The organism is Paenarthrobacter aromaticivorans, assembly GCF_019038615.1.
Lineage (GTDB): Bacteria > Actinomycetota > Actinomycetes > Actinomycetales > Micrococcaceae > Arthrobacter > Arthrobacter aromaticivorans.
Window position 1 is genome coordinate 93551 of record NZ_JAHOPC010000012.1, and the last position, 25516, is coordinate 119066.

Annotated in this window: 21 protein-coding genes; 11 read left to right on the forward strand and 10 right to left on the reverse strand. The window is 63.1% G+C overall.

Features of this window, described 5'->3' with window-relative positions; all coding sequences use genetic code 11:
• The first annotated feature begins 1 nt into the window (after position 1).
• From KSW38_RS17845 to KSW38_RS17865, 5 genes are all read left to right on the forward strand, one after another.
• The gene (locus tag KSW38_RS17845) at positions 2-934 is read left to right on the forward strand and encodes an ABC transporter permease (RefSeq protein WP_216926277.1); all 933 of its coding nucleotides are present in this window, start codon (positions 2-4) and stop codon (positions 932-934) included.
• A complete protein-coding gene (locus KSW38_RS17850) occupies positions 931-1884 on the forward strand; it encodes an ABC transporter ATP-binding protein (RefSeq protein ID WP_216926278.1) in 954 nt (317 codons plus the stop codon). The genes KSW38_RS17845 and KSW38_RS17850 overlap by 4 nt, the downstream gene beginning before the upstream one ends.
• Positions 1881-2978 (forward strand): oligopeptide/dipeptide ABC transporter ATP-binding protein, encoded by a 1098-nt coding sequence (locus tag KSW38_RS17855; protein ID WP_216926279.1) that lies wholly within the window; start codon positions 1881-1883, stop codon positions 2976-2978. Before KSW38_RS17850 ends, KSW38_RS17855 begins: the two co-directional genes overlap by 4 nt.
• A complete protein-coding gene (locus tag KSW38_RS17860) occupies positions 2975-4528 on the forward strand; it encodes a glycoside hydrolase family 32 protein (protein WP_216926280.1) in 1554 nt (517 codons plus the stop codon). Before KSW38_RS17855 ends, KSW38_RS17860 begins: the two co-directional genes overlap by 4 nt.
• Positions 4529-4645: 117 nt before the next feature.
• Positions 4646-8308 (forward strand): glycoside hydrolase family 32 protein, encoded by a 3663-nt coding sequence (locus tag KSW38_RS17865; RefSeq protein WP_216926281.1) that lies wholly within the window; start codon positions 4646-4648, stop codon positions 8306-8308.
• A 114-nt stretch (positions 8309-8422) separates the two neighbouring features.
• On the opposite strand, the gene KSW38_RS17870 is transcribed toward KSW38_RS17865, so the two are convergent.
• Both KSW38_RS17870 and ptsP read right to left on the reverse strand, forming a co-directional pair.
• Positions 8423-8701 (reverse strand): HPr family phosphocarrier protein, encoded by a 279-nt coding sequence (locus KSW38_RS17870; RefSeq protein WP_216926282.1) that lies wholly within the window; start codon positions 8699-8701, stop codon positions 8423-8425.
• Positions 8702-8732: 31 nt separating this feature from the next.
• On the reverse strand, positions 8733-10433 hold the full coding sequence (gene ptsP / locus KSW38_RS17875; RefSeq protein ID WP_216926283.1) for a phosphoenolpyruvate--protein phosphotransferase: 1701 nt from the start codon (positions 10431-10433) through the stop codon (positions 8733-8735).
• Positions 10434-10562: 129 nt separating this feature from the next.
• Between ptsP and KSW38_RS17880 the strand changes: the two genes are divergently transcribed.
• The 3 genes from KSW38_RS17880 (at position 10563) to KSW38_RS17890 (ending at position 14518) form a co-directional block, all read left to right on the forward strand.
• Entirely contained in the window at positions 10563-11285 is a 723-nt protein-coding gene (locus KSW38_RS17880) for a TetR/AcrR family transcriptional regulator (RefSeq protein WP_216926284.1), read from the forward strand.
• Positions 11286-11351: 66 nt separating this feature from the next.
• Complete coding sequence (locus KSW38_RS17885) at positions 11352-13370, forward strand: PTS mannitol transporter subunit IICBA (protein WP_216926285.1); 2019 nt, start codon at positions 11352-11354, stop codon at positions 13368-13370.
• The gene (locus KSW38_RS17890) at positions 13370-14518 is read left to right on the forward strand and encodes a mannitol-1-phosphate 5-dehydrogenase (RefSeq protein ID WP_216926286.1); all 1149 of its coding nucleotides are present in this window, start codon (positions 13370-13372) and stop codon (positions 14516-14518) included. The genes KSW38_RS17885 and KSW38_RS17890 overlap by 1 nt, the downstream gene beginning before the upstream one ends.
• Positions 14519-14777: 259 nt before the next feature.
• On the opposite strand, the gene cycA is transcribed toward KSW38_RS17890, so the two are convergent.
• The 5 genes from cycA to KSW38_RS17915 all read right to left on the reverse strand — a co-directional run bounded on the left by cycA (position 14778) and on the right by KSW38_RS17915 (position 18637).
• Complete coding sequence (gene cycA, locus KSW38_RS17895; protein ID WP_216926287.1) at positions 14778-16241, reverse strand: D-serine/D-alanine/glycine transporter; 1464 nt, start codon at positions 16239-16241, stop codon at positions 14778-14780.
• A 156-nt stretch (positions 16242-16397) separates the two neighbouring features.
• Positions 16398-17162, reverse strand: coding sequence for an ABC transporter permease (locus KSW38_RS17900; RefSeq protein ID WP_216926288.1), 765 nt, complete (start codon positions 17160-17162; stop codon positions 16398-16400).
• On the reverse strand, positions 17159-17944 hold the full coding sequence (locus tag KSW38_RS17905; RefSeq protein ID WP_216926289.1) for an ABC transporter ATP-binding protein: 786 nt from the start codon (positions 17942-17944) through the stop codon (positions 17159-17161). Before KSW38_RS17905 ends, KSW38_RS17900 begins: the two co-directional genes overlap by 4 nt.
• Entirely contained in the window at positions 17941-18306 is a 366-nt protein-coding gene (locus KSW38_RS17910) for a DUF1048 domain-containing protein (protein WP_216926290.1), read from the reverse strand. The genes KSW38_RS17905 and KSW38_RS17910 overlap by 4 nt, the downstream gene beginning before the upstream one ends.
• A gap of 1 nt (position 18307) precedes the next feature.
• Complete coding sequence (locus KSW38_RS17915; protein WP_216926291.1) at positions 18308-18637, reverse strand: PadR family transcriptional regulator; 330 nt, start codon at positions 18635-18637, stop codon at positions 18308-18310.
• A 139-nt stretch (positions 18638-18776) separates the two neighbouring features.
• Between KSW38_RS17915 and KSW38_RS17920 the strand changes: the two genes are divergently transcribed.
• The 3 genes from KSW38_RS17920 (at position 18777) to KSW38_RS17930 (ending at position 21078) form a co-directional block, all read left to right on the forward strand.
• Positions 18777-19247 carry a GNAT family N-acetyltransferase gene (locus tag KSW38_RS17920; protein ID WP_216926348.1) on the forward strand — a complete coding sequence of 157 codons (471 nt, stop codon included), beginning with the start codon at positions 18777-18779 and terminating at the stop codon, positions 19245-19247.
• Positions 19248-19362: 115 nt separating this feature from the next.
• A complete protein-coding gene (locus KSW38_RS17925) occupies positions 19363-19806 on the forward strand; it encodes a MarR family winged helix-turn-helix transcriptional regulator (RefSeq protein ID WP_216926292.1) in 444 nt (147 codons plus the stop codon).
• A 33-nt stretch (positions 19807-19839) separates the two neighbouring features.
• The gene (locus KSW38_RS17930) at positions 19840-21078 is read left to right on the forward strand and encodes an MFS transporter (protein WP_216926293.1); all 1239 of its coding nucleotides are present in this window, start codon (positions 19840-19842) and stop codon (positions 21076-21078) included.
• 60 nt (positions 21079-21138) lie between these two features.
• Here KSW38_RS17930 and KSW38_RS17935 read toward each other — a convergent pair whose 3' ends face one another.
• The 3 genes from KSW38_RS17935 to KSW38_RS17945 all read right to left on the reverse strand — a co-directional run bounded on the left by KSW38_RS17935 (position 21139) and on the right by KSW38_RS17945 (position 25481).
• Positions 21139-22599 carry a sugar porter family MFS transporter gene (locus tag KSW38_RS17935; protein ID WP_216926294.1) on the reverse strand — a complete coding sequence of 487 codons (1461 nt, stop codon included), beginning with the start codon at positions 22597-22599 and terminating at the stop codon, positions 21139-21141.
• A 321-nt stretch (positions 22600-22920) separates the two neighbouring features.
• Entirely contained in the window at positions 22921-24285 is a 1365-nt protein-coding gene (locus KSW38_RS17940) for a formimidoylglutamate deiminase (protein WP_216926295.1), read from the reverse strand.
• Positions 24282-25481 carry an allantoate amidohydrolase gene (locus KSW38_RS17945; RefSeq protein ID WP_216926296.1) on the reverse strand — a complete coding sequence of 400 codons (1200 nt, stop codon included), beginning with the start codon at positions 25479-25481 and terminating at the stop codon, positions 24282-24284. Before KSW38_RS17945 ends, KSW38_RS17940 begins: the two co-directional genes overlap by 4 nt.
• Positions 25482-25516 lie beyond the last annotated feature (35 nt).

Consider the following 25516-nt stretch of genomic DNA (forward strand, 5'->3'; position numbering starts at 1 on the left):
CATGACAACCGCACTTCTGAAGCAGCCAACTCCAACCGCTGTCCGCAAGCCCAACCGCAGCTTCGTCCACGGGCTCCTCACCAATAAGAAAGCCATGCTGGGCATGACCGTGATGCTCGTGTTCATCGCACTAGCGTTGCTGGCACCCGTGCTCTTCCCTGGCGATCCGTCGCGGATCACCGGGATGGCCTCGCTGGAACCCTCCCCCGAGCACTGGCTGGGCACCACCGCCAAGGGACAGGACGTGCTCGCCCTGACCGTCCACGGCTCACGAAGTTCACTGTTCGTCGGGCTCACCGTAGGCTTCGCGTCCACGTTCGTCGGCATCCTGGTGGGCCTTGCTTCCGCCTACTTCGGCAAGTTCATCGACGAAGCACTCTCTTTGGTGACCAACGTCTTCCTGCTCCTTCCCGGCCTGCCGTTGCTGGTCATCCTGGCCGCATTCCTGCCACCGGGCCTTGGCACAGTGATCCTGGTCCTCGTGGTCACAGGATGGGCCGGTTCGGCACGTGTGCTGCGCTCGCAGGCATTGTCCATCCGTTCAAAGGACTTCGTGGCAGCGGCGGTGGTGTCCGGCGAGCGGGCGGGCCGGATCATGTTCCGCGAGATCCTGCCGAACATGGCCTCGATCGTCATGGGTACGCTGCTGGCTTGCGTCATTTACGGCATCGGTGCGCAGGCTGGTCTCGAGTTCCTGGGCCTGGGCGATGTCAGCACGGTCTCGTGGGGCAACAACCTCTTCTGGGCCGGAAATGAAGGCGCCCTGCTGACCGGTAGCTGGTGGGTCTTTGTTCCCTCCGGCGTTTGCATCGCCTTGGTCGCCTTCGCCCTGGCACTTATCAACTACGCCGTGGACGAGGTTACCAATCCGCGGCTGCGGAAGATCAAGACACCCAAGACCCCTGCAACCACAGAAAGGAGGGCCGCCAAGTGACTGTCTCCCAAGTCTCCTTCGGCTCCCATGAGCCCGTCCTGGACGTCAAGGACCTCACCGTGAAGTACGTGGGCGATACCCGCTCAACCACCGCCGTCGATCGCGTTTCCTTCAGCATCGGCACCGGTGAGGTGTTCGGGCTGGCTGGTGAATCGGGTTGTGGGAAATCGACCATTGCCAACTCGATCATGCGGCTCCTGAAGGACCCGGCCAAGATCGCCGGGGGCAGCATCTCCTTTGGCGGCAAGGATGTCCTGGCCATGAGCCCTGAGGAACTGCGGCGTTTCCGGTGGCAGGACGTGGCCATGGTGTTCCAGTCGGCCATGAATTCGCTCAACCCGGTGCTGACCATCGGCGAACAGATCGTGGACATCTTCACCACGCACGCCGGTTACTCTCGCAAGGAATCCCTCCGCCGGGCGGGCGATCTGCTGGAGCTCGTCAGGATCGACCCCTCGCGCCTGAAGTCCTACCCTCACCAGCTCTCAGGTGGCATGAGGCAACGGGCAGTGATTGCCATGGCCGTTGCCCTCAAGCCGTCGCTGCTGATCCTGGACGAACCAACTACCGCACTGGATGTGGTGGTGCAGCAGGAAATCATGGCCCAAATCAAGGAACTCCAGCGCGAACTCGGGTTCTCCGTCCTCTTCATTACCCACGACATGTCCCTCATGGTGGAGCTCTCGCACCGCATGGCCGTCATGTACGGCGGCCGGATCGTGGAGACGGCCAAGGCCCAGGACGTCTACGCCAACCCCCGCCACCCCTATACACAGGCGCTCATGGGTGCGTTCCCGCCGCTCACCGGTCCTCGCGTTGCGCTCACGGGACTGCCCGACGGCGTGAAGTTCCGGAACATCCCCGATCTCACCGAGGTGGCACCAGGCCATCTGGTGGCCCCGTTTGGCGCCGACGCTGAAGCACTTGTTCTGGAAGGAGCAGCACGATGAGCCACTCTGCACTGTCCCCCACACGGCCGGACGTTTCCACCCAGACACCCGCTCTCGAAGTCCGCGGCCTGGGCAAATCGTTCCCCATCGGCGGCCTGTTCTCCCGGCAATCCGTCCGGGCCCTGCACGGCGTGGACCTCACCATTGGCCGCGGCGAAATCGTGGCACTCGTTGGGGAGTCCGGTTCCGGCAAGAGCACCCTGGCCCGCTGTGTTGCCCGGCTCGAAAAGCCGAGCTCCGGCGCGATCCTGGTTGACGGCGTCGACGTCCTCAAGCGCGACCGATTCCAAGCGTCCCGTGCCTTCCGGTCACAGCTGCAGATGGTCTTCCAGGATCCGTTCGGGTCGCTCAATCCGGCCCACAGGATTGAGCACTTCCTGCGGAGATCGCTGGCCATCCATGGGAAGGGCGGCTCGGAGTCCGAAACCCAGCGTCGTCTTGAGGAACTCATGACCACCGTTGGCCTGCAGGCCGACATGCTCAACTCCTACCCGCACGAACTCTCCGGCGGTCAGCGCCAACGCGTAGCGATCGCCCGGGCGCTCGCCGTGGAGCCGCAGGTCATCCTTGCCGACGAACCGACGTCCATGCTGGACGTGTCAGTGCGGATCGGCGTGCTGAATCTCATGCGGAAACTCCGCGACGAGCAAGGCATTTCCATGCTCTACATCACCCACGACCTCGCCTCGGCACGCTACCTGGCCGACCGGACCGCGGTGATGTTTGCCGGCGAACTCGTGGAGGAGGGGGAGTCCCTGGACTTGCTGGCCAACCCGGCCCACCCCTACACACAACTGTTGGTGTCAGCCGTTCCGGACCCGGCGCGCGCAGGTTCCTACGATCCTGTCCGCCGCGCTGAGCTGCGGCAGGCTGTCATGGCTTCCACGGGCTGCGCTTTCGACGGCGATCCCCACCAGGCCTGCTCCGCCTCCGAGCCTGTACGCCATCAGGTGGGCGATGCCGCAAACCGCCACTGGGTGCGCTGCCACCTCTACCGGCCGCGGGCTGGAGCGGGCGGACACGCGCTGGCAACCGAACCCGTGGCGACTGAACCTCTGGCGACTGCACATACAGACAAGAAGGCTTCCGCATGACTGAACTGACCCACCCGCTCGCCACCGTTCCGCGTGACGAGCTGGTTGCCCGCGCTGAAGCCGATCCTCTCCGGCCGCGATTCCACTTTGTTTCCCCGGCTGGCTGGCTCAACGATCCCAATGGCGTCAGCCAGTGGAACGGCGTCTACCACCTCTTCTACCAGTACAACCCGGAGGGAGCGTTCCACCACCGCATCCAGTGGGGCCACGCCACAAGCACCGACCTCGTCACCTGGACGGACCAGCCAATTGCCCTGGAACCGTCGGCGGGTCCGGACGCGGACGGGTGCTGGTCCGGTGTGTTGGTGAACGACGGCGGCACGCCCACCTTGGTGTACTCGGGACGACTCGACGAGCGTGAGCTGCCCTGCGTTGCCACAGGATCTGCTGACCTCATGACCTGGACCAAAGTGTCCGAAAACCCGGTGATCGCGGCCCCTCCGGCCGGCGTCGACATCACCGCATACCGGGACCACTGCGTGTGGCGGGAGGGCACGGTGTGGCGGCAGCTGGTTGGCTCGGGCATTCGGGGGCGCGGTGGGACGGCGTTCCTGTACGAGTCCGCGGACCTACGGACCTGGACGTACATCGGCCCCCTCTTCATCGGCGACGCTTCGCAGGGCGACCCTGCAGATACCGACTGGACCGGGACCATGTGGGAATGCGTGGACCTGTTCAGGGCGGGGGAGGGTGCTTTGGGTGCTGCCTCGCTCGGTTCTGTTCAGCCGGACGAGGATCCTGATGTGCTGGTTTTCTCTGCCTGGGACGACGGCGATACCCGCCACCCGTTGTATTGGACCGGACGCTACTCCGGGGACACGTTCGAGCCCGCTGCCCTGCACCGGCTCGACTATGGTGGGCGGTTCTTCTACGCTCCGCAGTCGTTCGAGGATGAATCGGGCCGGCGCATCATGTTCGGTTGGATGCAGGAAGGCCGCAGTGATGCCGCCATGGTGGAGGCAGGATGGTCTGGCGTCATGAGCCTACCGCGGGTCACCACTTTGGCCGATGACGGAACCCTGGACTTTGCGCCGGTTCCCGAGGTTGAGAAGCTCCGGCGAAACCACGTGAGCGTACCGGGCAAGAGGCTCGTCGGGGGCGGTACGCCTGTGGATACCGGTGTGTCCGGGAACCAGCTGGACCTTGAGTTGGACGTTCAGCTGGCACCGGCTTCTGTGCTGCAACTGGGCGTCCTCGGATCAGGAGACGGTGCTGAGGAGACGGTCATCGAACTCAGCTGCTCCCTTGAGGGCGAAAACGGCATCCTCCGGCTCGACCGCACCCGGAGCAGCCTTGATCCTGGCGTGGATGTGGAGGACAAGTCCGGCGCCGTCCCAATGCCTGACGGACGTGTACGCCTGCGCGTCCTGGTGGACCGGTCCGCCGTCGAGATTTTCGCGAATGGAAAGCCGCTCACGGCCCGGGTATACCCAACCCTGGGCGGCGAGCGCGTGACGCTGACAGTGGAAGAGGGCGCCGTCACCTTGGCGAGCTTTGATGCCTGGACCATGGCCGACTCCTGGGGAGGCCCGCGTCCCCTCTTCCCCTAGCACCACCCGCCCAAACCATCCTTCTCTCACATCCCGAGCGCTTTTCGCCGATCTTCTCTCACATCAAAGGAGGTTTTGGCGAACGCTCTCTCACCCCTGAGATCAAAGGCGATCTGAATGCATAAGAGAATAGTTGCCGGCCTCACGGCCGCGGTCCTTGGTGTTGGCTTGGCGGGGACGGGGGTCACTGCTCCGGCGGTGGCCCTCGACCCCGCGCCTGTCACCCTCAACAGCACCACGAGCCCCATTCCGGATGTCGTCGGAGTCAGCGGTTCGTGGACCCGGACAGCGCACGGCGGGTACACCGCCGTCGCGCCTTCCGGCCAGAATGCGGCGGCCACCAGCGAGCAAGTGGTTGCAGGAACCGCCCGATATACCGCCTCGGTGACGGTCGACGCCGGGAGTCCCTACGGTGTGGGGGCGCTCCTCTTCCGGGCAACTCCCGACGCCGGTGCCGGTTACGCCGCGACGATCGACCCCAACCTGGACCGCGTGAGGTTGTTCGACCTCGCCACCGGAGACGATGTTGTAAGCCCCGTGTCCCTCCCGCTGAATTCGGGGCAGGCCTACACCGTGGATGTCCATGTGGATGGACCTCGCATTTACGTCGCCGTGGATGGGATCAAGCGGATCGACGCCACGGACTACCGCTACGAGTCGGGGCGGGTGGGCCTGCACGCGTTCAACGGGAGCGTGGCTTTCGGAACTCCCGGCGTACGGACCATAGATACCAACCTGAGCGGATGGGCTGTCACCGCCAACGGCTGGCAGGCCTCGGCCACCGGTTTCCGCGGTGTTGCGCCATCGAACAGCAACATCCGGGCCATCGCCACCGGACAGTTACCCACCGACGTCGACTTCTCCGCCGACATTCAGGTCAGCTCGCAATACGGCGTGGGCACATTGTTGTTCCGCACCAACGCCGCGGGCACAGCGGGTTACGCCGCGGAGGTGGACCCGAACGCCGGACGTTTGCGCCTTTACCGGGTCTCGGACAATGCCACACTGGGTACATTCAGCACTGCCATAACCCTCAACCAGGTCTATCGCCTGCGGGTCACGGCCATGGGCAACCAGTTGGCCGTCTACTGGCAGACCGACTTCCTGGACCCGAACGGCGCCACACCCGCTATCACCGCCACGGATTCCGCCGATGCGTCGGGCCACGTCGGGCTCGGCTCCTTCAACGGCACCGCTGTGTTCCAGAGCATGACCCTTCGAGGACTTGAGACTTCGTTGCAGGGTTGGCGTCCGGCCGCCGGCTCCTGGGAGCCCGATGCCAAGGGGCTCCGAGCGGACGCGGCGGGTGCCACCGCGGCGCGGTTCATCCCGGCGGTGGCTTCCGACGTCGTTGCCTCCTTGGACCTGACCGTCACCTCGCCGGCCACCGCCTCAGTCGTGGTCCGCAGCGCTACCGACGGCACCGGCGGCCTGGAACTGAGGATCGACCCCGGGGCGGGCACGGCGACGCTGTACAACCGGGCCACGTCGGCGTTGCTGCACTCCGGATCGTTACCCCCAACCAGCTTCAAAGCCGGCCAACTCAACCGCGTCCAGCTCACTGTCCAAGGCAGCGAAGCGTCCGTCTTGATTAATGGCACGCCTGTGCTAAATGGCGCGGTTCCGGCCTCATCCGGGCAAGGTGTCGCCCTGCTGACCACCGGAACGGCCTGGTTCCAGAACGTCCGTGCAGACGATACGGATCAGTACATGAACGGTCTCTACCAGCCCGGCTACCACTACAGCCAGAACTCGGGTACCAGTTCTGATCCCAACGGACTGGTCTATTTCGACGGTGAGTACCACCTCTTCCATCAGGACCGCGGGCGCTGGGCACACGCCGTCAGTGCAGACCTGATGCACTGGAAGCAACTGCCCATCGCCCTCCCGCGCATGGCAGCGGGGGAGTCTTGGTCCGGCTCGGCGGTGGTGGACGCCTCCGACTCCAGTGGCCTCTTCGACGGCGGGTCCGGGCTTATCGCCTACTACACCAGCTTCAACCATGATGCTTGGAACGGAAACCAGTCCATCCGCGCCGCCTACAGCAAGGACAAGGGGCGAACTTGGCAAACAATCCAGGCCGATCCTGTAGTAGAGAACCCGGGAGGCCCCGACGGCGGGTGGGACTTCCGCGACCCCAAGGTCACGTGGGACGCGGCTTCCAGTAAATGGGTCATGGTGGTGGCCGCTGGCGACCACATCCGCTTCTACTCCTCCACAGATCTCATCCACTGGACCTTCTCCAGCACCTTCGGCTACGGCGACTGGGTACGTGGTGGCGTCTGGGAATGCCCGGACTTCTTCGAGATGCCTGTGGAGGGACAGCCGGGCGTGAAGCGGTGGGTCCTGTGGTGGAGTACTGGGGCGGTCCGGGCCACGAACGGTTCGGCAGCCCAATATGTGACGGGCACATGGAACGGCGCAGCGTTTACCCCGGACACCACAGCTTCGCAGGTGCTGCAAGCCGATCACGGCCGGGACTACTACGCAGCCATGAGCTTCTTCGGCGCGCCGGACAGTCGTCGGATCATGCTGGGCTGGATGAGCAACTGGGACTACGCGTTCAGCCCGCCCACAGGCCGCTGGAATGGCCAATTGTCCATCCCCCGCGAGCTCAAACTCGCTGACGTTCCCGGCGCCGGGCTCCGACTGACGCAGACTCCCGTTGTGGAGGAAGAGTCCCTGCGGACGTCCACCTGGCAGGCCTCTGATGTGACCATCACGCCAACGTCAGCCAATGCGCTCGCCGGCGCGGCGGGGAGATCTTTCGAACTCGAGGCGGAGGTAGGGATTCCTTCTTTCGGAGGGGCAACCTCCTTCGCGTTCGGGCTAAGGAAGGGCAATGGCGACTCGGGCGCCCAAGAGACGACGGTGAAGTACGACGCCGGTGCTGCCGCACTCACCGTGGACCGCGGCACTGCCGGGCGGGAGGACTTCACCCGGTACTTCGCGGGTTCGACGGCCGACAATTCCTCGGCCCCCTGGAGCTCCACCGTGGTGGGATCCGAGCGCCGCGTGAAACTTCGAATCCTGGTGGACGCGTCCTCCGTGGAAGTCTTCGGTGGGGATGGCACCGCGGCCATCACGTCGCTGATCTTCCCTGACCCTTCCTCCGCAGGCTTGTCCTTCACAGCCACCGGAGGGAATGCGCGGCTGGTGTCCGTCAAAGTACACCAACTCAGCGACACGGCCCGCCTGACTGCCGCCCCGCCGTCGAACATTTTGCCTGCTGCGGGTGGGACGGCCCGGCATAACCTCGGCGCCTATTCAGTGGTCCCCGGCGGAAAATGGGAGAGCACAGGCGCGGGCTTGGCAGGTACGTTCGACAAGGATTCGACGGCCATGAGCGCAGCCGCGTTCGCCAACGTGAGAGTGCAGGCAACAGTGCGGTTCGGCGGCGAACCGTTCAACGGCGAGCTCCTCAACCGGGACCTGGCTCCGGAGAAAGGGTACGGCGGTGCAGGCTCGGTGTTGCTGAGATCCTCCGCCGACGGATCCAGCGCCTATTACGTGAACCTGGACCCCAACCTGCGCGAGGTACGTGTGTTCAAGCTGGTCGACGGCGTATTCACCGTCATTGCGAGCACGCCCGCAGCCTTGGGCCATGGAGTGAGCTATGGCCTGGACACGTCTGCTGTCGGCAACAGGATCACGGTCTCCGTGGACGGCGCGCAGGTAATCGACGTGACGGACTCCGCGTTGGCTTCAGGCAAGGTTGGCGTCAACGTGTTTGATGGACGGGCCGCGTATCAGGATGTGGTGGTGACAGCGCTCCCTTAGGCCCGGCATTCAAGCTGGTGAGCCCGATTCGATGACTCCCTGCAGGCCAGACGACTCCTACCGTCTAGTGCGCAGCGGACCATCGAATCGGGCAGCCAAGCCCGCAGGCCAAAGCTACACCGCGTCCAAATCCGTCTCCAGCAACGCCACCAGTGCGTCCAAGGCAGCGTCGGCCCCGTCGCCCTCCGCCCGCAGCACCACGACGTCGCCCTTGGCGGCACCGAGCGTCATGAGCGAGAGGATGCTGGCGGCGTCGAGGGCTTCATCGGCGGGTTCGCCTTGCATGGCAATGGTGACCTCCACCGGCTGCTCACCTGCGGCTTCGGCGAACAGTGCGGCGGGCCGGGCGTGCAGGCCGGAGCGGCTGGCGATGGTGGCTGTGCGTTCAGGCATGGGTTTCTCCTTTGATGGAAATTGGCAGGGTTTAGAGGCCGAGTTCTTCGAGCACGGGGAGCTTGGCCCGGACCCACTCGCGCGCCTCGGTAGCGCTGGGCGCGGTGAGGGCCAGCCGGGCGAGTTCCTGCGCCTGCTCCAGTGTGACGGTCTTCAGCACAGTCCCGACGGCGGCCAATGAGCGCGCGGTCATGGACAGTGTGCTGACGCCGAGTCCGGTAAGTACGACGGCGAGGGCAGGGTCCGCGGCTGCCTCGCCACAGACTCCCACGGGTTTGCTGCCGCCTTCCCGGCCGGATGCTTCCTGCTCTGCACCCTCCACTGTGAGCTGCACCAGCCTCAGGACGGCGGGCTGCCATGGAGTGTTCAGCTCCGCGAGGGGCCCGAGTTGGCGGTCGGCGGCCATGGCGTACTGGGTGAGGTCGTTGGTGCCCAGTGAAGCGAAGCCAACTTCGCGGAGCACGGAGGCGGCAGTCAAGGCAGCCGAGGGGACTTCCACCATGACACCAGGGGTTTGGATGCCGGCAGCAGCGCACAATGAGGCGAACCGTCCGGCTTCGGCGGCCGTGGAGATCATCGGGGCCATGACCCAGACGTCGGCCTCGGATTGAGAAGCTGCCCGGGCAATGGCTTCCAGCTGACGTTCCAAAACGCCGGGCGTGGTGAAGTCTGTCCGGTAGCCGCGAACACCAAGGGCGGGGTTGGGCTCGGTGGCGTCGGTGAGGAAGGGGAGGGGCTTGTCTGCGCCGGCGTCGAGGGTTCGCAGCACTACTTTCTTGCCGGGGAACGCGTCAAACACAGCCTTGTACGCTGCGGCTTGTTCGTCGACGGAGGGCTCGGTATCGCGCTCGAGGAAGCAGAACTCGGTGCGGAACAGGCCAACCCCCTGGGCGCCGAGGCCGGCTGCTGCCACGGCATCCTTGGCCCCACCCACGTTGGCGAGGAGCGGGACCAAGTGGCCGTCCGCCGTCGTGCCGTTTCCGTCGAAGGCGGCCAGCGTTGCCGAGGTTTCCGCCCAGGCGGTCGCTGCAGCGCGCTGCTCGTCCGAGGGGGAAACTGCCACAAACCCTGCAGCTCCGTCCACGAAGACTTCGGAGCCGTCAGGAATCAGGTCAACGCCGTGGGCGGCAACCACCGCTGGCAGGCCGAGCGAGCGCGCGATGATCGCCGTGTGCGATTGCGGCCCGCCGCCCGAGGTCACCAGGGCAAGCACCTTCTCGGCGTCAAGAGTGGCGGTGTCCGCGGGAGCGAGGTCCTCGGCCATCAAAATGAAAGGAGTCTCCGAAGCCGGGATGCCGGGGGCGGGGACGCCCCGCAGCTCAGCCACAATGCGGGCGCGCACGTCCAGCACGTCCGTTGCGCGTTCGGCCATGTAGCCGCCCAGGTTGTGCAGCATTTCGGAAACGGAGGCGCCGGCTTCCCAGATGGCGCGTTCCGCGGATGAACCTGCGTTGATGAGCTTGGCCGCGGATTTCAGGAGCATGGTGTCCTTCGCCATGAGCGCCGTGGCTTCCAGGACGGCCTTGCCATCGCCGGAGGCAGAATCGGCCCGGCCCTTGAGCTCGTCATGGACAGCTTGGGCTGCGGTTTTCAAGCCCGCGACGGCGTCCTCCGGACTCACGTCTGCGGCCAACCGTTCACCCGACGGCGGTTCACTCACCGGTTTGGGCATCTGGCGGACGGTGCCAATGATGCGGCCAGGGCTTACCCCTACTCCTTGGAAATTCTGCACTGAATCCTCTGTTCCTTGGTGTTGGTTCAGACCCACCGGCGACGGCACCACGAGCCTGTGAAATTAGCCTACAAAATTCTGTTGTGAGCCACTTCATATAGCAACGCTATAGGTGCTAGGGTAGCGGTTATGAGTTTCGATGACCAGCTTCCGCCAAAAATTCGGTTGCTCCGTGCAGCTGCTGAATTGCTGGCAAGTTCGGAGGGGTCAGCGGTCTCTACACGCCAGATCACAGCCTTGGCCGGGGTTACGGCCCCAACGCTCTACCACCACTTTGGAGACAAAGAAGGACTGTTCGACGCCGTCGTTTCCGCTGGCTTTGAAGAGTACGTGGCAGGGGAGCGGGACTTTGCACCGTCCGGGGAGCCTTTGGAAGATGTCCGACGGATGTGGGACAACCACGTCCAGTTCGGGCTGAGCCAGCCCCACCTGTATTTGGTGATGTTCGGCAATATCAGGCCGGAAAGCCGCCCAGCCATCGTGGCCGATGCTGAAGCGCTTCTGGAAGAAATGCTGAACAAGGCCGCCATCGCCGGTCAGATCAATGTGCCGCCCCGCGAAGCGGCACGAAGCATCCTCGCGGCCAACGTGGGTGTAACGCTCATGCTCATCGCCGAACCGGTGGAAGAAAGGAACCTCGAGCTCTCAACGATGACCCGGGATTCCATGATTTTCGCCGTCTCCACGGATACCGCCCGTGGCGCCGCAGCGGAGGACTCCGGTAAGTCCTCCGTGGTTGTTGCGGCAATCGCCCTGAATGCGGCACTGCAGGCCTCGCATTCAGACCAACTTTCCAGCTCTGAATTGAAGCTCTTCCTTGAGTGGCTTCACCGCATTTCCAGCAGCTCCTAAGGCTGTTCTCTCTCGATCTATATCGACTGACCCCGCGCCGCTGCGGGACACACGTTAGGAATTCACATGGCAACAGAGACCGTTGCGAAGCCCCGCACCAGCCTGCGCGTTGGCGTCCAAAAGTTCGGAACATTCCTCTCCGGCATGATCATGCCCAACATTGGCGCCTTCATCGCCTGGGGCCTCATCACGGCCCTGTTCATCAAAGAAGGGTGGATTCCAGTCGCGGAACTTGGCGGTTTCGGGACCAACGCTGAGGGAGTAACCAACCCCGGCCTCGTTGGCCCCATGGTCAAGTACCTGCTGCCACTGCTGATTGCCTATACCGGCGGCCGGATGGTCTACGACGTCCGCGGCGGCGTGGTGGGTGCTATTGCCACCATGGGTGTCATCGCGGGTACAAGTTCCCCGATGTTCATCGGCGCCATGATCATGGGTCCGCTGGGTGGCTGGACCATCAAGCAACTCGACCGCCTTTGGGATGGCAAGATCCGTCCCGGCTTCGAGATGCTGGTGAACAACTTCTCCGCAGGCATCTGGGGCGCAGCATTGGCCTTGGGTGGCTTCTACGGACTTTCGTGGCTCGTCAAGATTTTCACCGATGGCGCTGGGCAGGTGGTCCAGTTCCTGGTCAACAATGGCCTGCTCCCGCTGACCAGCATCTTCATTGAGCCAGCAAAGGTTCTCTTCCTCAATAACGCCATCAACCACGGCGTGCTGACTCCCCTGGGAATCCAGCAGTCCCTGGACCACGGAAAGTCCATCCTGTTCCTGCTTGAGGCCAACCCCGGCCCGGGCATGGGTATCCTGCTGGCCTACATGTTCTTCGGCCGCGGCGCAGCAAAAGCTTCGGCACCGGGCGCAGCGATCATCCACTTCTTCGGCGGCATCCACGAGATCTACTTCCCGTACGTACTGATGAAGCCGATCCTGATCCTCGCTGCCATCGGTGGCGGCATGACGGGTATCGCAACACTGGCCATCACCAACTCCGGCCTAGTGGCTCCGGCAGCGCCAGGTTCCATCCTTGCAGTTATCGCCCAGACGTCGCGTGACAGCTACGTCGGCGTGATTCTGGCTGTACTCCTGGCGACTACCGTTTCCTTCCTGATAGCTGCAGTGATCCTGCGCACCTCCAAGAACAAGGGCGAGGACGACCTTTCCGAAGCCACATCCCGCATGGAAGCCATGAAGGGCAAGAAGAGCTCTGTCTCCTCGGCCCTGGTGGGTGACCATGGTGGCCGCAGCGACGTTGCCGTGCTGACCCGGCCGGTGCAGAACATCGTGTTCGCTTGCGACGCCGGGATGGGCTCCAGTGCCATGGGCGCCTCGGTGCTGCGCAACAAGATCAAGGCAGCCGGCTTCCCGGACGTCAAGGTCACCAACTCGGCTATCGCCAACCTGAGTGACACCTACGATGTTGTGGTCACCCATCAGGACCTTACGGAACGTGCCCAGCCGCGAACTTCCAGCGCGGTGCACTATTCCGTGGACAACTTCATGAACAGCCCCAAGTACGACGAAATCGTGGACTTGGTCAAGACGAGCAACACGGAAGGCCCTGCGGCAGCCCACGCCGACGGAGCGGTCGAAGCTGAAGCAGCCGCGACGCACGGTGCGCACGCAGCTGAGCCAGCCGCCGTCGTCGGGGGTAAAGCAGTCCTGCTCCCCGAAAGCGTTGTGCTCAACGGATCGGCGCGCGACCGCGATACCGCGATCGACGAAGCCGGGCAGCTCCTGCTTGACCGCGGCGCCGTGGACGTCAGCTACGTGCACGCCATGCACGAACGCGAGGAGTCCGTGTCCACCTACATGGGCAGCTTCCTGGCAATCCCGCACGGCACCAACGATGCCAAAGAGCACATCATGCACTCGGCAGTTTCCATCATTCGGTACCCCGAGGGCATCGACTGGGGTGGCAAGCAAGTGAAGTTCGTGGTCGGCGTCGCTGGCCTCAACAATGAGCACCTCCACATCCTGTCCTCGATCGCCAAAATCTTCACCAACAAAGCCCAGGTAGCCCAGTTGGAGGAAGCAACCACGGTTGAGGAAGTGCTGGAGCTGTTCGGAAAGGTCAACGCATAGTGAAGGCAGTCCATTTTGGGGCAGGCAACATCGGACGCGGCTTTGTGGGGTTGCTGCTCCACGAGGCCGGCTATGAGGTGGTGTTCGCGGATGTTGCGGACGCCCTGATCAGCCAGCTCGCTTCCGCGAGCAGCTACGACGTCCATGAGGTGGGGGAGAACCCGGCGGTTAAAACCGTTGACCGGTTCCGTGCACTGAACTCGAGCACGCAGGAAGCCGCCGTTGTTGAGGAAATCTCGACGGCGGACCTGGTCACCACCGCGGTGGGCCCACACATCCTGAAGTTCGTGGCACCCGTGATCGCTCGTGGGCTCGCTGCGCGGGAGCCCTCACTCCCGCCCCTGCAGATAATGGCCTGCGAGAACGCCATCAACGCGACGCACCTCCTTCAAGTGGAAGTCCGGGCGGCTTGGGACGATTCCGCGGCTGACTTGGATTCAGTCGCTGTCTTTGCCAACACTGCCGTGGACCGAATTGTCCCGAATCAGGAGCCGGGCCAGGGCCTGGATGTCACTGTGGAGACGTTCCACGAATGGGTCATCGACCGCACACCGTTTGGTGACCACGTCCCCGACATTCCTGGTGCTACCTTTGTGGATGATCTTGGCCCGTACATCGAGCGGAAGCTGTTCACCGTGAACACCGGGCATGCATCTGCTGCCTATTTCGGCTACGCGGCGGGCCTGGAGAAGATCTCCGAGGCCATGGCTGATCCGTCCGTGGCGGCGAAGGTCCGGGCGGTGCTGGAGGAGACCAAGGAACTGCTGGTGGCCAAGCACGGATTCGTGGAGGCCGAGCAGGAAGCGTACGTGCAGAAGATCCTGTCCCGCTTCACCAACCCGTACCTGCCCGATACCGTGGTCCGCGTCGGCCGGGCACCCCTGCGGAAGCTTGGCCGGCACGAGCGGTTTGTGGGCCCCGCGGCTGAGCTCGCCGAGCGTGGTGTCACGCCGGTAGCACTGTTGGAGGCGATGTCGGCCGCCCTTCGTTTCGATGACGGATCCGACGACGAAGCCGTGGAACTCGCAAACATGCTCTCCGAGCTGGACGCGGCTGCCGCCGTCGAGCGCATTACCGAACTTCCGCCGTCGCACCCGCTGTTCCCGGCGATCCAGAAGCTCATAGAGGACCGCAAAGCCGAAGCCTAGTTCCTCTCTCACATCCTGTGGCTTTTTCGGCGATCTTCTCTCACATCCTGCGGGTTTGTGGGCGATCTTCTCTCACATAAGAAACGTTCGACGTCGGCACCCAGCCTTGGGTGCCGACGTCGACGTTAATACTGCTCTGCCGAGAAGACCGGCAGCCATATCTTCTTCTCTGAACCAGTTCAGTGGGATGTGAGAGAGCGTCTATGGGGCTGCGGCGTGGTGGGCATCGCGAAGCGGGCACAGCCCCATAGACGCTCGGCTACTTTCTCAGTGCCGCCGTTTCGGATTCCGCCATCGCCTTCCATTCGGCCACGCGCGCCTGATGCAGCGGGGATTTGCGGACCACGCCGTAGGCGATGCCAAGGATCGCGAACCAGATCGGCGTCACCAGCAGGGCCGTGAGCGTGTCCGGCTGTGTGGTGAGAGCCCAGACCAGGAACGCGAAGAATGCGAAAACAACCCACACCATCGGAATGCCGCCGGGCATCTTGAACGGGGAAGCCGCGTGTTGCTCGGGGCGGCGCTTGCGGTACACGAGGTAGCTGGCAAGGATGATGGACCAGACGAACATGAAGCAGACCGCGGACACCGTGGTGACCATGTCGAACGCCGCGCCGACGTCCTTGCCCGCGTAGAGGAGTACGACGCCGGCCAGCAGCAGGACGCAGGACAGGAACAGCGCATTTTGGGGTACTTTGCGGCTGGAGAGCCGGCCGAAGACCTTGGGTGCGTCGCCGTCGTTGGCCAGGCCGAACACCATGCGCGATGTCGAGTAGATGCCCGAGTTGGCCGAAGACATGGCAGAGGTGAGCACCACGAGATTGACCACGGTTGCCGCCATGCCCAGGCCTGCCAGGGAAAACATGGCGATGAACGGACTGTGTCCTGCCTTGAACTCGGTCCACGGGGTGACGGACATCAGGATGATGAGGGCGCCTACGTAGAAGAGCATGACGCGCAGGGGGATGGCGTTGATGGCGCGGGGAAGGTTGTGCTCGGGGTTCTTGGTTTCGGCTGCGGCGGTGCCCACCAGCTCGATGCCCACGAATGCGAAGACGGCGATCTGGAAGCCGGCAACGAAGCCCATGAATTCCTTGGGGAAGAACCCGCCATGGCTCCACAGGTTGGTGAAGCTGGCTGTGCCGGCGTTGGACTGGAAGCCGGTGAAGATCATGACCAGGCCAACGACGATCAACGCGACGATTGCAACGATCTTGATGAGTGCGAACCAGAACTCGGTCTCGCCGAATGCCTTCACGGTGGGGAGGTTTAGGAGGAGCAGGATGATGATGGTCGCAATTCCCGGGACCCACAGTTGAACACCTGGCCACAGCTCATTGGCATAGCCGGCAATGGCGATAACATCCGCAACACCCGTGACTACCCAGCAGAACCAGTAGGTCCAGCCCGTGAAAAAGCCTGCCCACGGGCCAAGGAGGTCGCCCGCGAAGTCGCTGAAGGACTTGTAGTTCAGGTTGGACAACAGGAGTTGACCCATGGCCCGCATGACGAAGAACAGCATGAAGCCGATGATCATGTACACAAAGATCACGGAGGGCCCGGCAACCGAGATGGTTTTGCCTGAGCCCATAAAGAGGCCTGTGCCGATGGCTCCGCCAATGGCGAGGAGCTGGATGTGCCGGTTGCTGAGCGAGCGTGATAGGTGGGGCTCGCTGTCCCGGCTGGAGGCGTGGAGTTGCGCCTTTGTCGTCTGGTCGGACATTAGTTCAAGAACCCTTCGAAGAGCCCACCAAAATGGTGACGGCCGTTACAAATCTGTTTCGATAAAGCTATAGCTAATGTCTGACAAATGGCTAATCGGCGCTCATGGCGAAAGCTCCCCGCCCTGGAAAGGGGGGAGCTTTGGCCGGGGGTGCGCTTAGGCGATCTTCCGCCGGTATGCGGTCATGGCGAAGGCGAACGCCAGGACCAAGATGCCGAAGCACCAGGCCAGCGCAATCCAAATGTCGCTGCCCACCGGCTGCTGCGCGAACAGCGCGCGGATGGAGTTCACGATCGAGGTCACTGGCTGGTTCTCGGCGAACCAGGCCACCGGGCCCGGCATCGTCGCGGTCGGCACGAAGGCCGAACTGATGAACGGCAGGAAGATCAGCGGGTAGCTGAACGCGCTGGCGCCGTCGACGGTTTTCGCGGAGAGCCCGGCGATCACGGCCAGCCAGGTCAGGGCGAGCGTGAACAGGACCAGGATGCCGGCGATTGCAAGCCAGGTGCCCACGGATGCTCCGGTGCGGAACCCCATAAGGAGGGCCACTCCGACGACGATCGCGACCGAGACGAGGTTGGCCACGAGCGAGGTGAGCACGTGCGCCCATAGCACGCTCGACCGCGCGATCGGCATGGACTGGAAGCGCTCGAAGATGCCGCCCTGCATATCCAGGAACAGGCGGTAGGCGGTGTAGGCGATGCCGGAGGCAATCGTGATCAGCAGGATGCCGGGGAGCATGTAGTTGATGTATGACTCGTCGGATCCGGTATTGATCGCGCCGCCAAGCACGTACACGAACAGCAGCATCAGCGCGATCGGCGTGACCGCGGTGGTGATGATCGTATCGGGGCTGCGCAGGATGTGGCGCAGCGAGCGGCCGGTGAGGACGCGGGTATCGCCGAGGACGTGGGTGCTCATCGGGATGCCTCCTGTTCTTTCTGCTCTTCAGCCGTTTCGCCGACGAGTGCCAGGAAGACGTCTTCGAGTGAGGGCTGCTTCTCGACGTACTCGATCTCGGCTGGCGGCAGCAGCCGCTTGAGCGCGTCGAGCGTGCCGTTCTGGATGATCCTGCCCTTGTGCAGGATCGCGATGCGGTCGGCGAGATGCTCGGCCTCGTCGAGATATTGGGTGGTGAGCAGCACTGTTGTGCCGTTCCGGGCGAGATCCTTGATGGTCTGCCAGACGTCGATGCGCGCCTGTGGGTCCAGGCCGGTGGTCGGTTCGTCCAGGAAGATCACCTTCGGGTTGCCGATCAGGCTCATGGCGATATCCAGGCGGCGACGCATGCCGCCGGAGTAGGTGGCCACCTTACGGGACCCGGCATCGCTGAGGTTGAACTGCGCCAGCAGCTCATCTGCGATCCCGCCAGGGTTCTCCAGATGGCGCAGTTTGGCCATCAGGACCAAGTTCTCCTTGCCGGACAGCACCTCGTCCACTGCCGCAAACTGCCCGGTTAGGCTGATGGACTGTCTTACCTGGAGCGACTCGGTGGCAACATCAAAACCCTCGACGGCGGCAGTGCCGGCGTCCGCTTTCAGCAGGGAGGACAGGATCTTCACCATGGTGGTCTTGCCAGCTCCATTGGAACCGAGGAGGGCGAAAATGCTGCCCGACGCTACTTCAAAGTCGACGCCCCGGAGCACGTGGAGGTCCTTGTAGGACTTTTCGATGCCCTGGACGCGGATGGCTGTTGCAGTCATGATTCCGCCTCCTTTGCCTTATCTACTGCCTTGGTGAGGCGTTCCCTTTCCTTGTCGATCCAGCGCTTTCCGCCGTAGGCCTGGGCAAAAGCCTCGGCGAACTCGACGGGGTCCTCGCCGACGATCTCGCTCACGGGCGTTCCGTCGATGGCGGCCCGTTCCCAAAGATCTGCGAGATCCGTGAACATCTGCACCATGGTGTCCCCTTCGGTAACCCCGCCGTAGTACATGAGGTACCGGTTGAAGGCTGTGGCTACTGTGAGGTAGGGCTCGGGCAGGGCATCCAGCCGCGCCTTGGCCTGCTTGTACTGCTTCTTCTGCTCGAGTGATCCGGTGACCATTTCGATCCATTTTGCTGCCATGTCAGTTTCCTTCCTTGCGGAGCTGTTCAAGCCGTTCGGACAAGAAGCTCCAGGTGTTCCAGAATTCGTCCAGTTCGTTCTTGCCCTGCGCGTTGAGCGTGTACACCTTGCGGGGTGGTCCCTTTTCCGATGGCCGCTTTTCGACGTCCACCAGCCCCTTTTGTTCGATCCTGACTAGCAGCGCGTACACAGTGCCCTCGGCGATGTCGGTAAATCCCTGCGCCCGGAGCAGCGTGGTGATCTCATACCCGTAGGCCGCCTTTCCGGTGAGGAGCGCCAGGACGATGCCCTCCAATGTGCCTTTGAGCATCTCCGTCATTTGCTTACCCATCGAACACCTCCTTCACTACTCAGTATTACTAGCTACCACTACATAGTAGAACTAGGTACCGGTACTTAGCAATACTGAGTTCCAGTCCAAGTGGCATGCTGGGGTGGTGACCACAGACCCTGCCGCCGCGCCCGCTTTGATGACTGCCGACGTCGACTCTGGAACCTTCAGTCTTCGGCGCGCTACCAAGGCTGATTTGCCGCGAATCCTTGCGTTGTTGATGGATGACCAGTTGGGCGCTACCCGCGAAAATCTGGACGACCTTGCGCCGTACGAGCGTGCTTTTGAAATGATCGACGGCGACCCCGCCCACCTTTTAGTGGTGGGCGAACTCGACGGGGAGGTTGTTGCCACTTTCCAGCTCAGCTATCTCCCGGGCCTGTCGCGCAGGGGATCCTTGCGCGCCCAGATCGAAGCCGTCCGCGTGGACGATGCGCTCCGCGGGCAGGGGGTGGGTGCGCTCATGATCCAGTGGGCCATCGACCAGGCGCGTGGGCGGGGATGCTCCCTGGTGCAGTTGACCACCGACAAGTCCCGCGCGGCTGCCCATCGCTTCTATGAGCGATTGGGCTTTGTTGCAAGCCATGAGGGTATGAAGCTCACGCTTTAACCCAACTGAGTCGCATCTGTGCGCGTTTTCAGGGCTCTAAACGCGCTCACCTGCGACTCACTTGGGTGCTGCATCGCTTGACACTTAGGTACCCTAACTATTAGGCTACCTAAATATGAATCGTGCATCCGATCCCAACCTCACCGAGCTCGCGCAGCAATTCCGCGAGTCATTGCGCTTGGGCGTGTACCTGTTCCGCCGCCTGGATCCAGAAGGTGAACTCACCGCAGCGCAGCTCAGCCTGCTCTCCATGATTTCCGACGGCGGACTCCGCGTGGGTGACATCGCCAAGAACCTGGGGATCAAGGTGCCGAGTGCCACCGAGCAAATCATCAAGCTCGAGCGCGCCGGCCTGGTCACCCGGCAGGCTGACCCCGACGATTCGCGCGCAGTCCAGGTGGTCATCACCAAAGCCGGGACCGCCGCCGTCGAATCTGCCAACCAGCGGCGCAACGCCATGGTGGCCGGGATGCTCCAAGAGCTGAGCACCGCCGAAATCGAGCAACTCGCCGCGGCTCTGCCCATCATCAGCAAGATCAACAGCTCATTCCAGAACTAACCAAAACCAAACGCACCGACAAGGAGCCCTTGAATGTCACGCCAGCTGGCTGACGCTTCAGAAAGCGCCGAAACAAGCATCGAAACCACCCTCGAAGCCGAGAAGGCTTCATTCCTCAAGCAGCCGAAGGCCGTGTGGGCCACGGCGCTCGCAGCCGTGTTCGCGTTCATGGGCATCGGGCTCGTGGACCCCATTCTTCCTGCGATCGCCAAGAACCTGGACGCGTCCACCAGCGAAGTTTCCCTGCTCTTCACCAGCTACTTCCTGGTGACGGCGATCGCCATGCTGATCAGCGGCTTCGTTTCCTCGCGCATCGGTGGCAAGAAGACGCTGCTGATCGGGCTGGCCGTAATCGTGGTGTTCGCATCCTTGTCCGGCCTGTCCGGCAGCGTTGAGCAGTTGGTTGGTTTCCGTGCTGGTTGGGGATTGGGTAACGCCCTGTTTGTCGCCACCGCGCTTGCCGTGATCGTTGGTGTGGCCAGTGGTGGTACCGGAACGGCCATCATTCTCTACGAAGCGGCGCTCGGCCTGGGTATCTCGCTGGGCCCGCTCCTTGGGGCATTGTTGGGTGGGTGGCAGTGGCGCGCACCGTTCTTTGGAACCGCGGTCCTCATGGCTGCCGCTTTTATCGCCCTGCTGGCCCTGCTTCCCAAAACACCCGCCCCGGCAAAGAAGTCCCGCCTGCGGGATCCGCTTCTCGCGCTGGGACACAAGGGCCTCAGCACAACCGCAGCAAGCGCCCTTTTCTACAACTACGGCTTCTTCACCATCCTCGCCTTCACGCCATTCATCCTCGGCATGGACGCATACGGTATCGGGGGAGTGTTCTTCGGTTGGGGCGTTGCCGTGGCCGTGTTCTCGGTGTTCGTAGCTCCCGTGCTGCAGAAGCGTTTTGGCGCTGTAAAGGTCCTGACCGGAACGCTGCTCGTGCTCATGTTGGATCTGGTTGGACTGGGACTTGCCGCGGGGCACTCGGTGACTGCCGTCGTCGTGCTTGTGATCGTGGCCGGTGCCCTGCTGGGCATCAACAACACGATTTACACCGAACTGGCCATGGGCGTCTCCGATTCACCGCGACCCGTCGCATCCGCAGGCTATAACTTTGTGCGGTGGATGGGTGGTGCGCTGGCCCCGTTCGCCGCCGCCCAGCTGGGCGAGCACTTTGGGCCGCAGGTGCCCTTCTTTGCCGGTGCTGTTGCCATGGTGATCGCGATTCTCGTTGCCTTCGGAGGGCGCGGGTACCTGAAGTCGCACGAACCTCACTTGGTGTAGACACCCAACTACGTAGCATTAGTGCGCGTTTTGAGCGTTCAAAACGCGCACTAATGCGACTTACTTGGGCTGAGGTGACAGCGGTGCCACCGGCGCGCCCTTGGGAACGAAGAGCGTCTCAGCCTGCTCCAGCGACATGCCGTTCGTCTCGGGAACCTTGAACATCACAAAGAAGAACGACGCCGCAGCGAACGCCGCGTACAAGGCGTACGTCAGTGGCAGCGAACCGGCCGCCATGATGGGGAAGCTGAGCGTGATGGCAAAGTTGGCGATCCACTGCGCAGCTGCCGCCAGTCCGAGCGCGCGGGCCCGGATGCGGGATGGGAAGATCTCGCCAAGCAGCACCCAGACGAGTGGACCCCAGGAAGCACCGAAGCTGATCACGAAGACGTTGGCCGCAACCAAGGCAACTGGCCCCCAAGCGCCCGGGAGACTGATCTCGGAGCCCGTGCCAACAGCGGAAGAGAAGGCCAACGCCATGACGCCGAGCGAAACGGCCATGCCGATGGAGCCGGTCAGCAGGATGGGGCGGCGGCCAATGCGGTCCACCAGCGCGATGGCTACCAGAGTCACCAAAATGTTGGTCACCGAGGTGGCAACCGAGATGGCCAGGGAGTCCTTCTCCTGAAATCCAACCGCTTTCCACAGCGTGGTGGAGTAGTAGAAGATCACGTTGATGCCAACGAATTGCTGCAGCACCGACAGGATGATGCCGATCCACACTACTGCCTGCAGGCCGAATCTCTTTCCGCGCAGCGAGCCCTTCTTGGTGGACAGCTGATCCTGCTGGATGGACTCGCGGATGTCGCGGATGTGTCGCTCGGTATCGTCGTTGGGGATGAGGGTATCGAAGATGTTTCTAGCCTGGTCTTCCTTGCCGTTGAGCACCAGGAAGTGTGGCGACTCCGGCAAACGGAAAGCGATCCAGCCGTACACGGCGGCCGGCACGGCGCAAGCGATGAACATCCAGCGCCAAGCTTCCATGCCGAGCCAGAACGTGCTGCCGGCGCTGCCAGCGGAATTGGCCAGGACGGCGTCGGACAACAGTGCCGCGAAGATACCGGTAGTGATGGCGAGCTGCTGAAGTGACGCCAAGCGACCACGCACGTGCCGAGGGGAAATCTCGGATATGTAGGCCGGGGCGATGACCGAAGCAAGGCCGATGCCCAAGCCTCCAACCAAGCGCCAGAAGATCAGGTCCCACACACCAAAAGCCAGTCCTGTACCTACGGAGCTCACCAGGAAAAGGAGGGCGCCGATCTTCATGGCCGGAATTCGGCCGTAACGGTCTGCGACTTTGCCGGCCAGGTAGGCCCCCAGCGCGCATCCCAGCAAGGCGACGGCGACAGCAAAACCAGTGACGGCTTCGCTCATCAGGAATTCGTCCTTCATGGCGTCCACGGCACCGTTAACCACCGAAGAATCGAAGCCGAACAGGAAGCCGCCCACCGCTCCAGCGACGGCCAGGCCGATCACTTTCCTGGACACTGGGGGCACGCCTTCGGTGCTGGGATTGGACATGGGTCTCCCTTGGGAATGGTGGTGTGGGATTCACGGTGCGGGACGTCGTCGGCTGTTCCGACGGGGACGCCGGTGCACACGCGCTACACAGTGTGGCACGCCCCATCCGCCAAGTTCCAGTCAAGGAGATTCAGATGACGTGGATTCACTAAATTAACGCACGTGCCCTGTTTGGAGGCTGGGAGTCAGCTGAGTGCCTGTTTAGGGCGGGAAAGGCGGCCTTTGGGGCCACTACTTGAACGCAAAGCACGACGGCGGCAGGTGCGTCGCGAGTCAAACGCGCGTTCCGTCGTCAGTCCCTTAGGGAGTGGGCGTAAGACGTTAGGAGAGCTCTTTCAGTGCCTCCGTCAGAAGGCTGCCCGGCCTGCCGAGCCGCGTGTGAGCGCCGTGGGAGGCCACCAGTTCTCCGGCGATGATGACTTCGGTGACGTCGCTGGAAGTTGCGCTGAATGCCATCTGCAAAGGTCGGGACCCGGCGGTGCGGGTGGATGCCGGATCAATAACCATGAGATCGCATACTGCGCCGACTTCAAGGCCTGATGCGGCAATGGGCGTAGCCATGGACCGGGCAGCCCCTTCGGTTGCGGCCCGCAGGAGTTCCTGAGGTGAGAACCTGCCCCGCTGTCCTGTGCCCAACCGCTCGCCGTGTTCCAACGTACGCATTTCAGTCCATGGGTCGATCACCGCATGCTGGTCCGTGCCCAGAGCAATGGCTGCCCCGGCGCCGGCAAGCTCACGCGCGGGACCGATCCCGTCTGCGAGGTCGGCTTCCGTACTGGGGCACATGACCACAGTGGTGCCTGCGTTTCCGAGCAGGGCGATGTCTTCCTGCGTCAGGTGCGTGGAATGGACGGCGGACAGCCTGCTGGAGAGGAGTCCGTGGCGTTCCAACAGACCCGCTGGCGTGGTGCCGTAGGCCTCCAGGCATGCCTGGTTCTCGGCAGGTTGTTCACTGAGGTGGATGTGAAGGGGGATGTCTTCGGGCAGCTGCCTGGCCACAACTTTCAGGTCCTCCTCGGGGACAGCCCGGACGGAGTGAAGTGCAGCTCCGACGCTGACGAGTTCCTTAGGAAATTGCTCGGCAACAACCGCCCGGAGGGAGTTTAACCGATCGAGCCAGGCGTGCACATCCGCGTCCCCGAACCTTGCCTGTTCGGGATTGAGGGGCGTACCGATTCCTCCGGCCAGATACAAGGTGTCCAAGAGCGTGACGCGGATCCCGCTGGACATGGCCGCACGGGCCAGCGCCAGCTCCATGGCATGGGGTTCCGCGTAGGGCGTGCCGTCTGGTTGATGGTGGACGTAGTGGAATTCGGCCACGCTGCTGAAGCCCGTGACCACCATTTCAGCAAAGACAGCAGTGGCGAGTTTCTCGTATTTCTCCGGAGTCAGCTCGGATGCGCTCCGGTACATCTGCTCCCGCCACACCCAGAAATCTCCGCGGCCTTCATGGGTTCGGCCGCGCAGGACTCTGTGGAAGGCGTGGGAGTGGGCGTTGGCAGCGGCCGGGAAGGTGATCCCGCTCAGTCTCATGTCATTGGGTTGTGCTTCAGTATCAGTCGTAATGCTGGAGATCCGACCGTTGTGCGTTTCGATCCGCACGCCTGAGGCAGCGGCCAAGGCCGGATAGCCTTCTTCCGGGTGGTCTGCCCTGACGATGGCGGTTTCGCACCAGAACGCGTTCATAGGAGTCCTTCCAGTACATCCGCGAGGGCAACGGTTCCTGCCGAAGCATCTTTGTCGGCCACGTATTCTTCGGGTGAATGCGAGATTCCGCTGGGATTGCGGACGAAGAGCATGGCCGAGGGAACGTATCCGGCCAACACCCCGGCGTCGTGCCCTGCGCCGGTTGCCAGCACGGGGGCTCCGGGCAGGAGCCCGCCGATGCGTCGGCTCAGCCCCGGGTCAAAGTGCACGGTGTCGCTGTAGGACTCTTCGGTGAGAGTTGCCGTGCATCCTTCAGCTGCGGCGACTTCCTCTGCCGCGCCGTAGATGGCTTCGATCAGGCGGGCTGTAACGGCGTCGTCGGGATGGCGGGCATCAAGCCAAAGATCGACGCGCGAGGCGATCACGTTGGTGCCGCCGGGAACGGGCGACAAGCGGCCGACCGTGGCCCGGGCATCCGGTTGCTTGGCGGCGGTGTCGCGGACAGCCAGAACGATCTGGGCGGCAGCGACCATAGGATCGGCGCGGTCTGCCATGAGGGTGGTGCCGGCGTGGTTTCCTTGGCCGCTGACGCTGATCTTCCAGCGCCCGTGACCCAGGATCGAACTTCCAACCGCAATAGCCGGGCCGCCTTGCCCCAGTCCCTTGCCTTGCTCCACATGTAACTCAACGAAATCGCCGATCCGGGCCAAGGCCTCAGAGTCGGGGCCAATGTGCCGGGGGTCCAAGTCGTTGGCTCTGGCAACGTCGCCGAAGGTGTTTCCGTCCGCGTCGCGCAGGTTCAATGCCTTGTCGACGTCGATGGCGCCGGTGAGGAGTCGGGAACCCAAACAGGCCACGCCAAAGCGGGACCCTTCTTCTTCCGGGAAGACCGTTATGGCCAGTGAACGCGGCGGCTGAACTCCGCGGGATTTGAGGATGTCGACGGCGGCCAGCGCGGAAGCGACGCCAAGGGGTCCATCGAAGGCACCTCCGCCGGGGACGGAGTCGAGGTGGCTACCGGTGACTAGGGCGCCATTCTGGGGCTTGCCCCACCAGGCCCAGATGATCCCGTTGCGATCTGTCTCAACGTCCAGGCCGCGTTGTTTGGCCTGCTCGATGAACCACTGCCTGAGATCCAGTTCGGGCGTTGAGTAAACGGCCCTGGAGTAGCCTCCGCGCACCGCATCGCGGCCCACATCCTGTATTGAGGCAAGGAGCTGATTGACGGTTTCCACGTGTTCCTCCGATTGATGAAGACTGCCACCAAGTA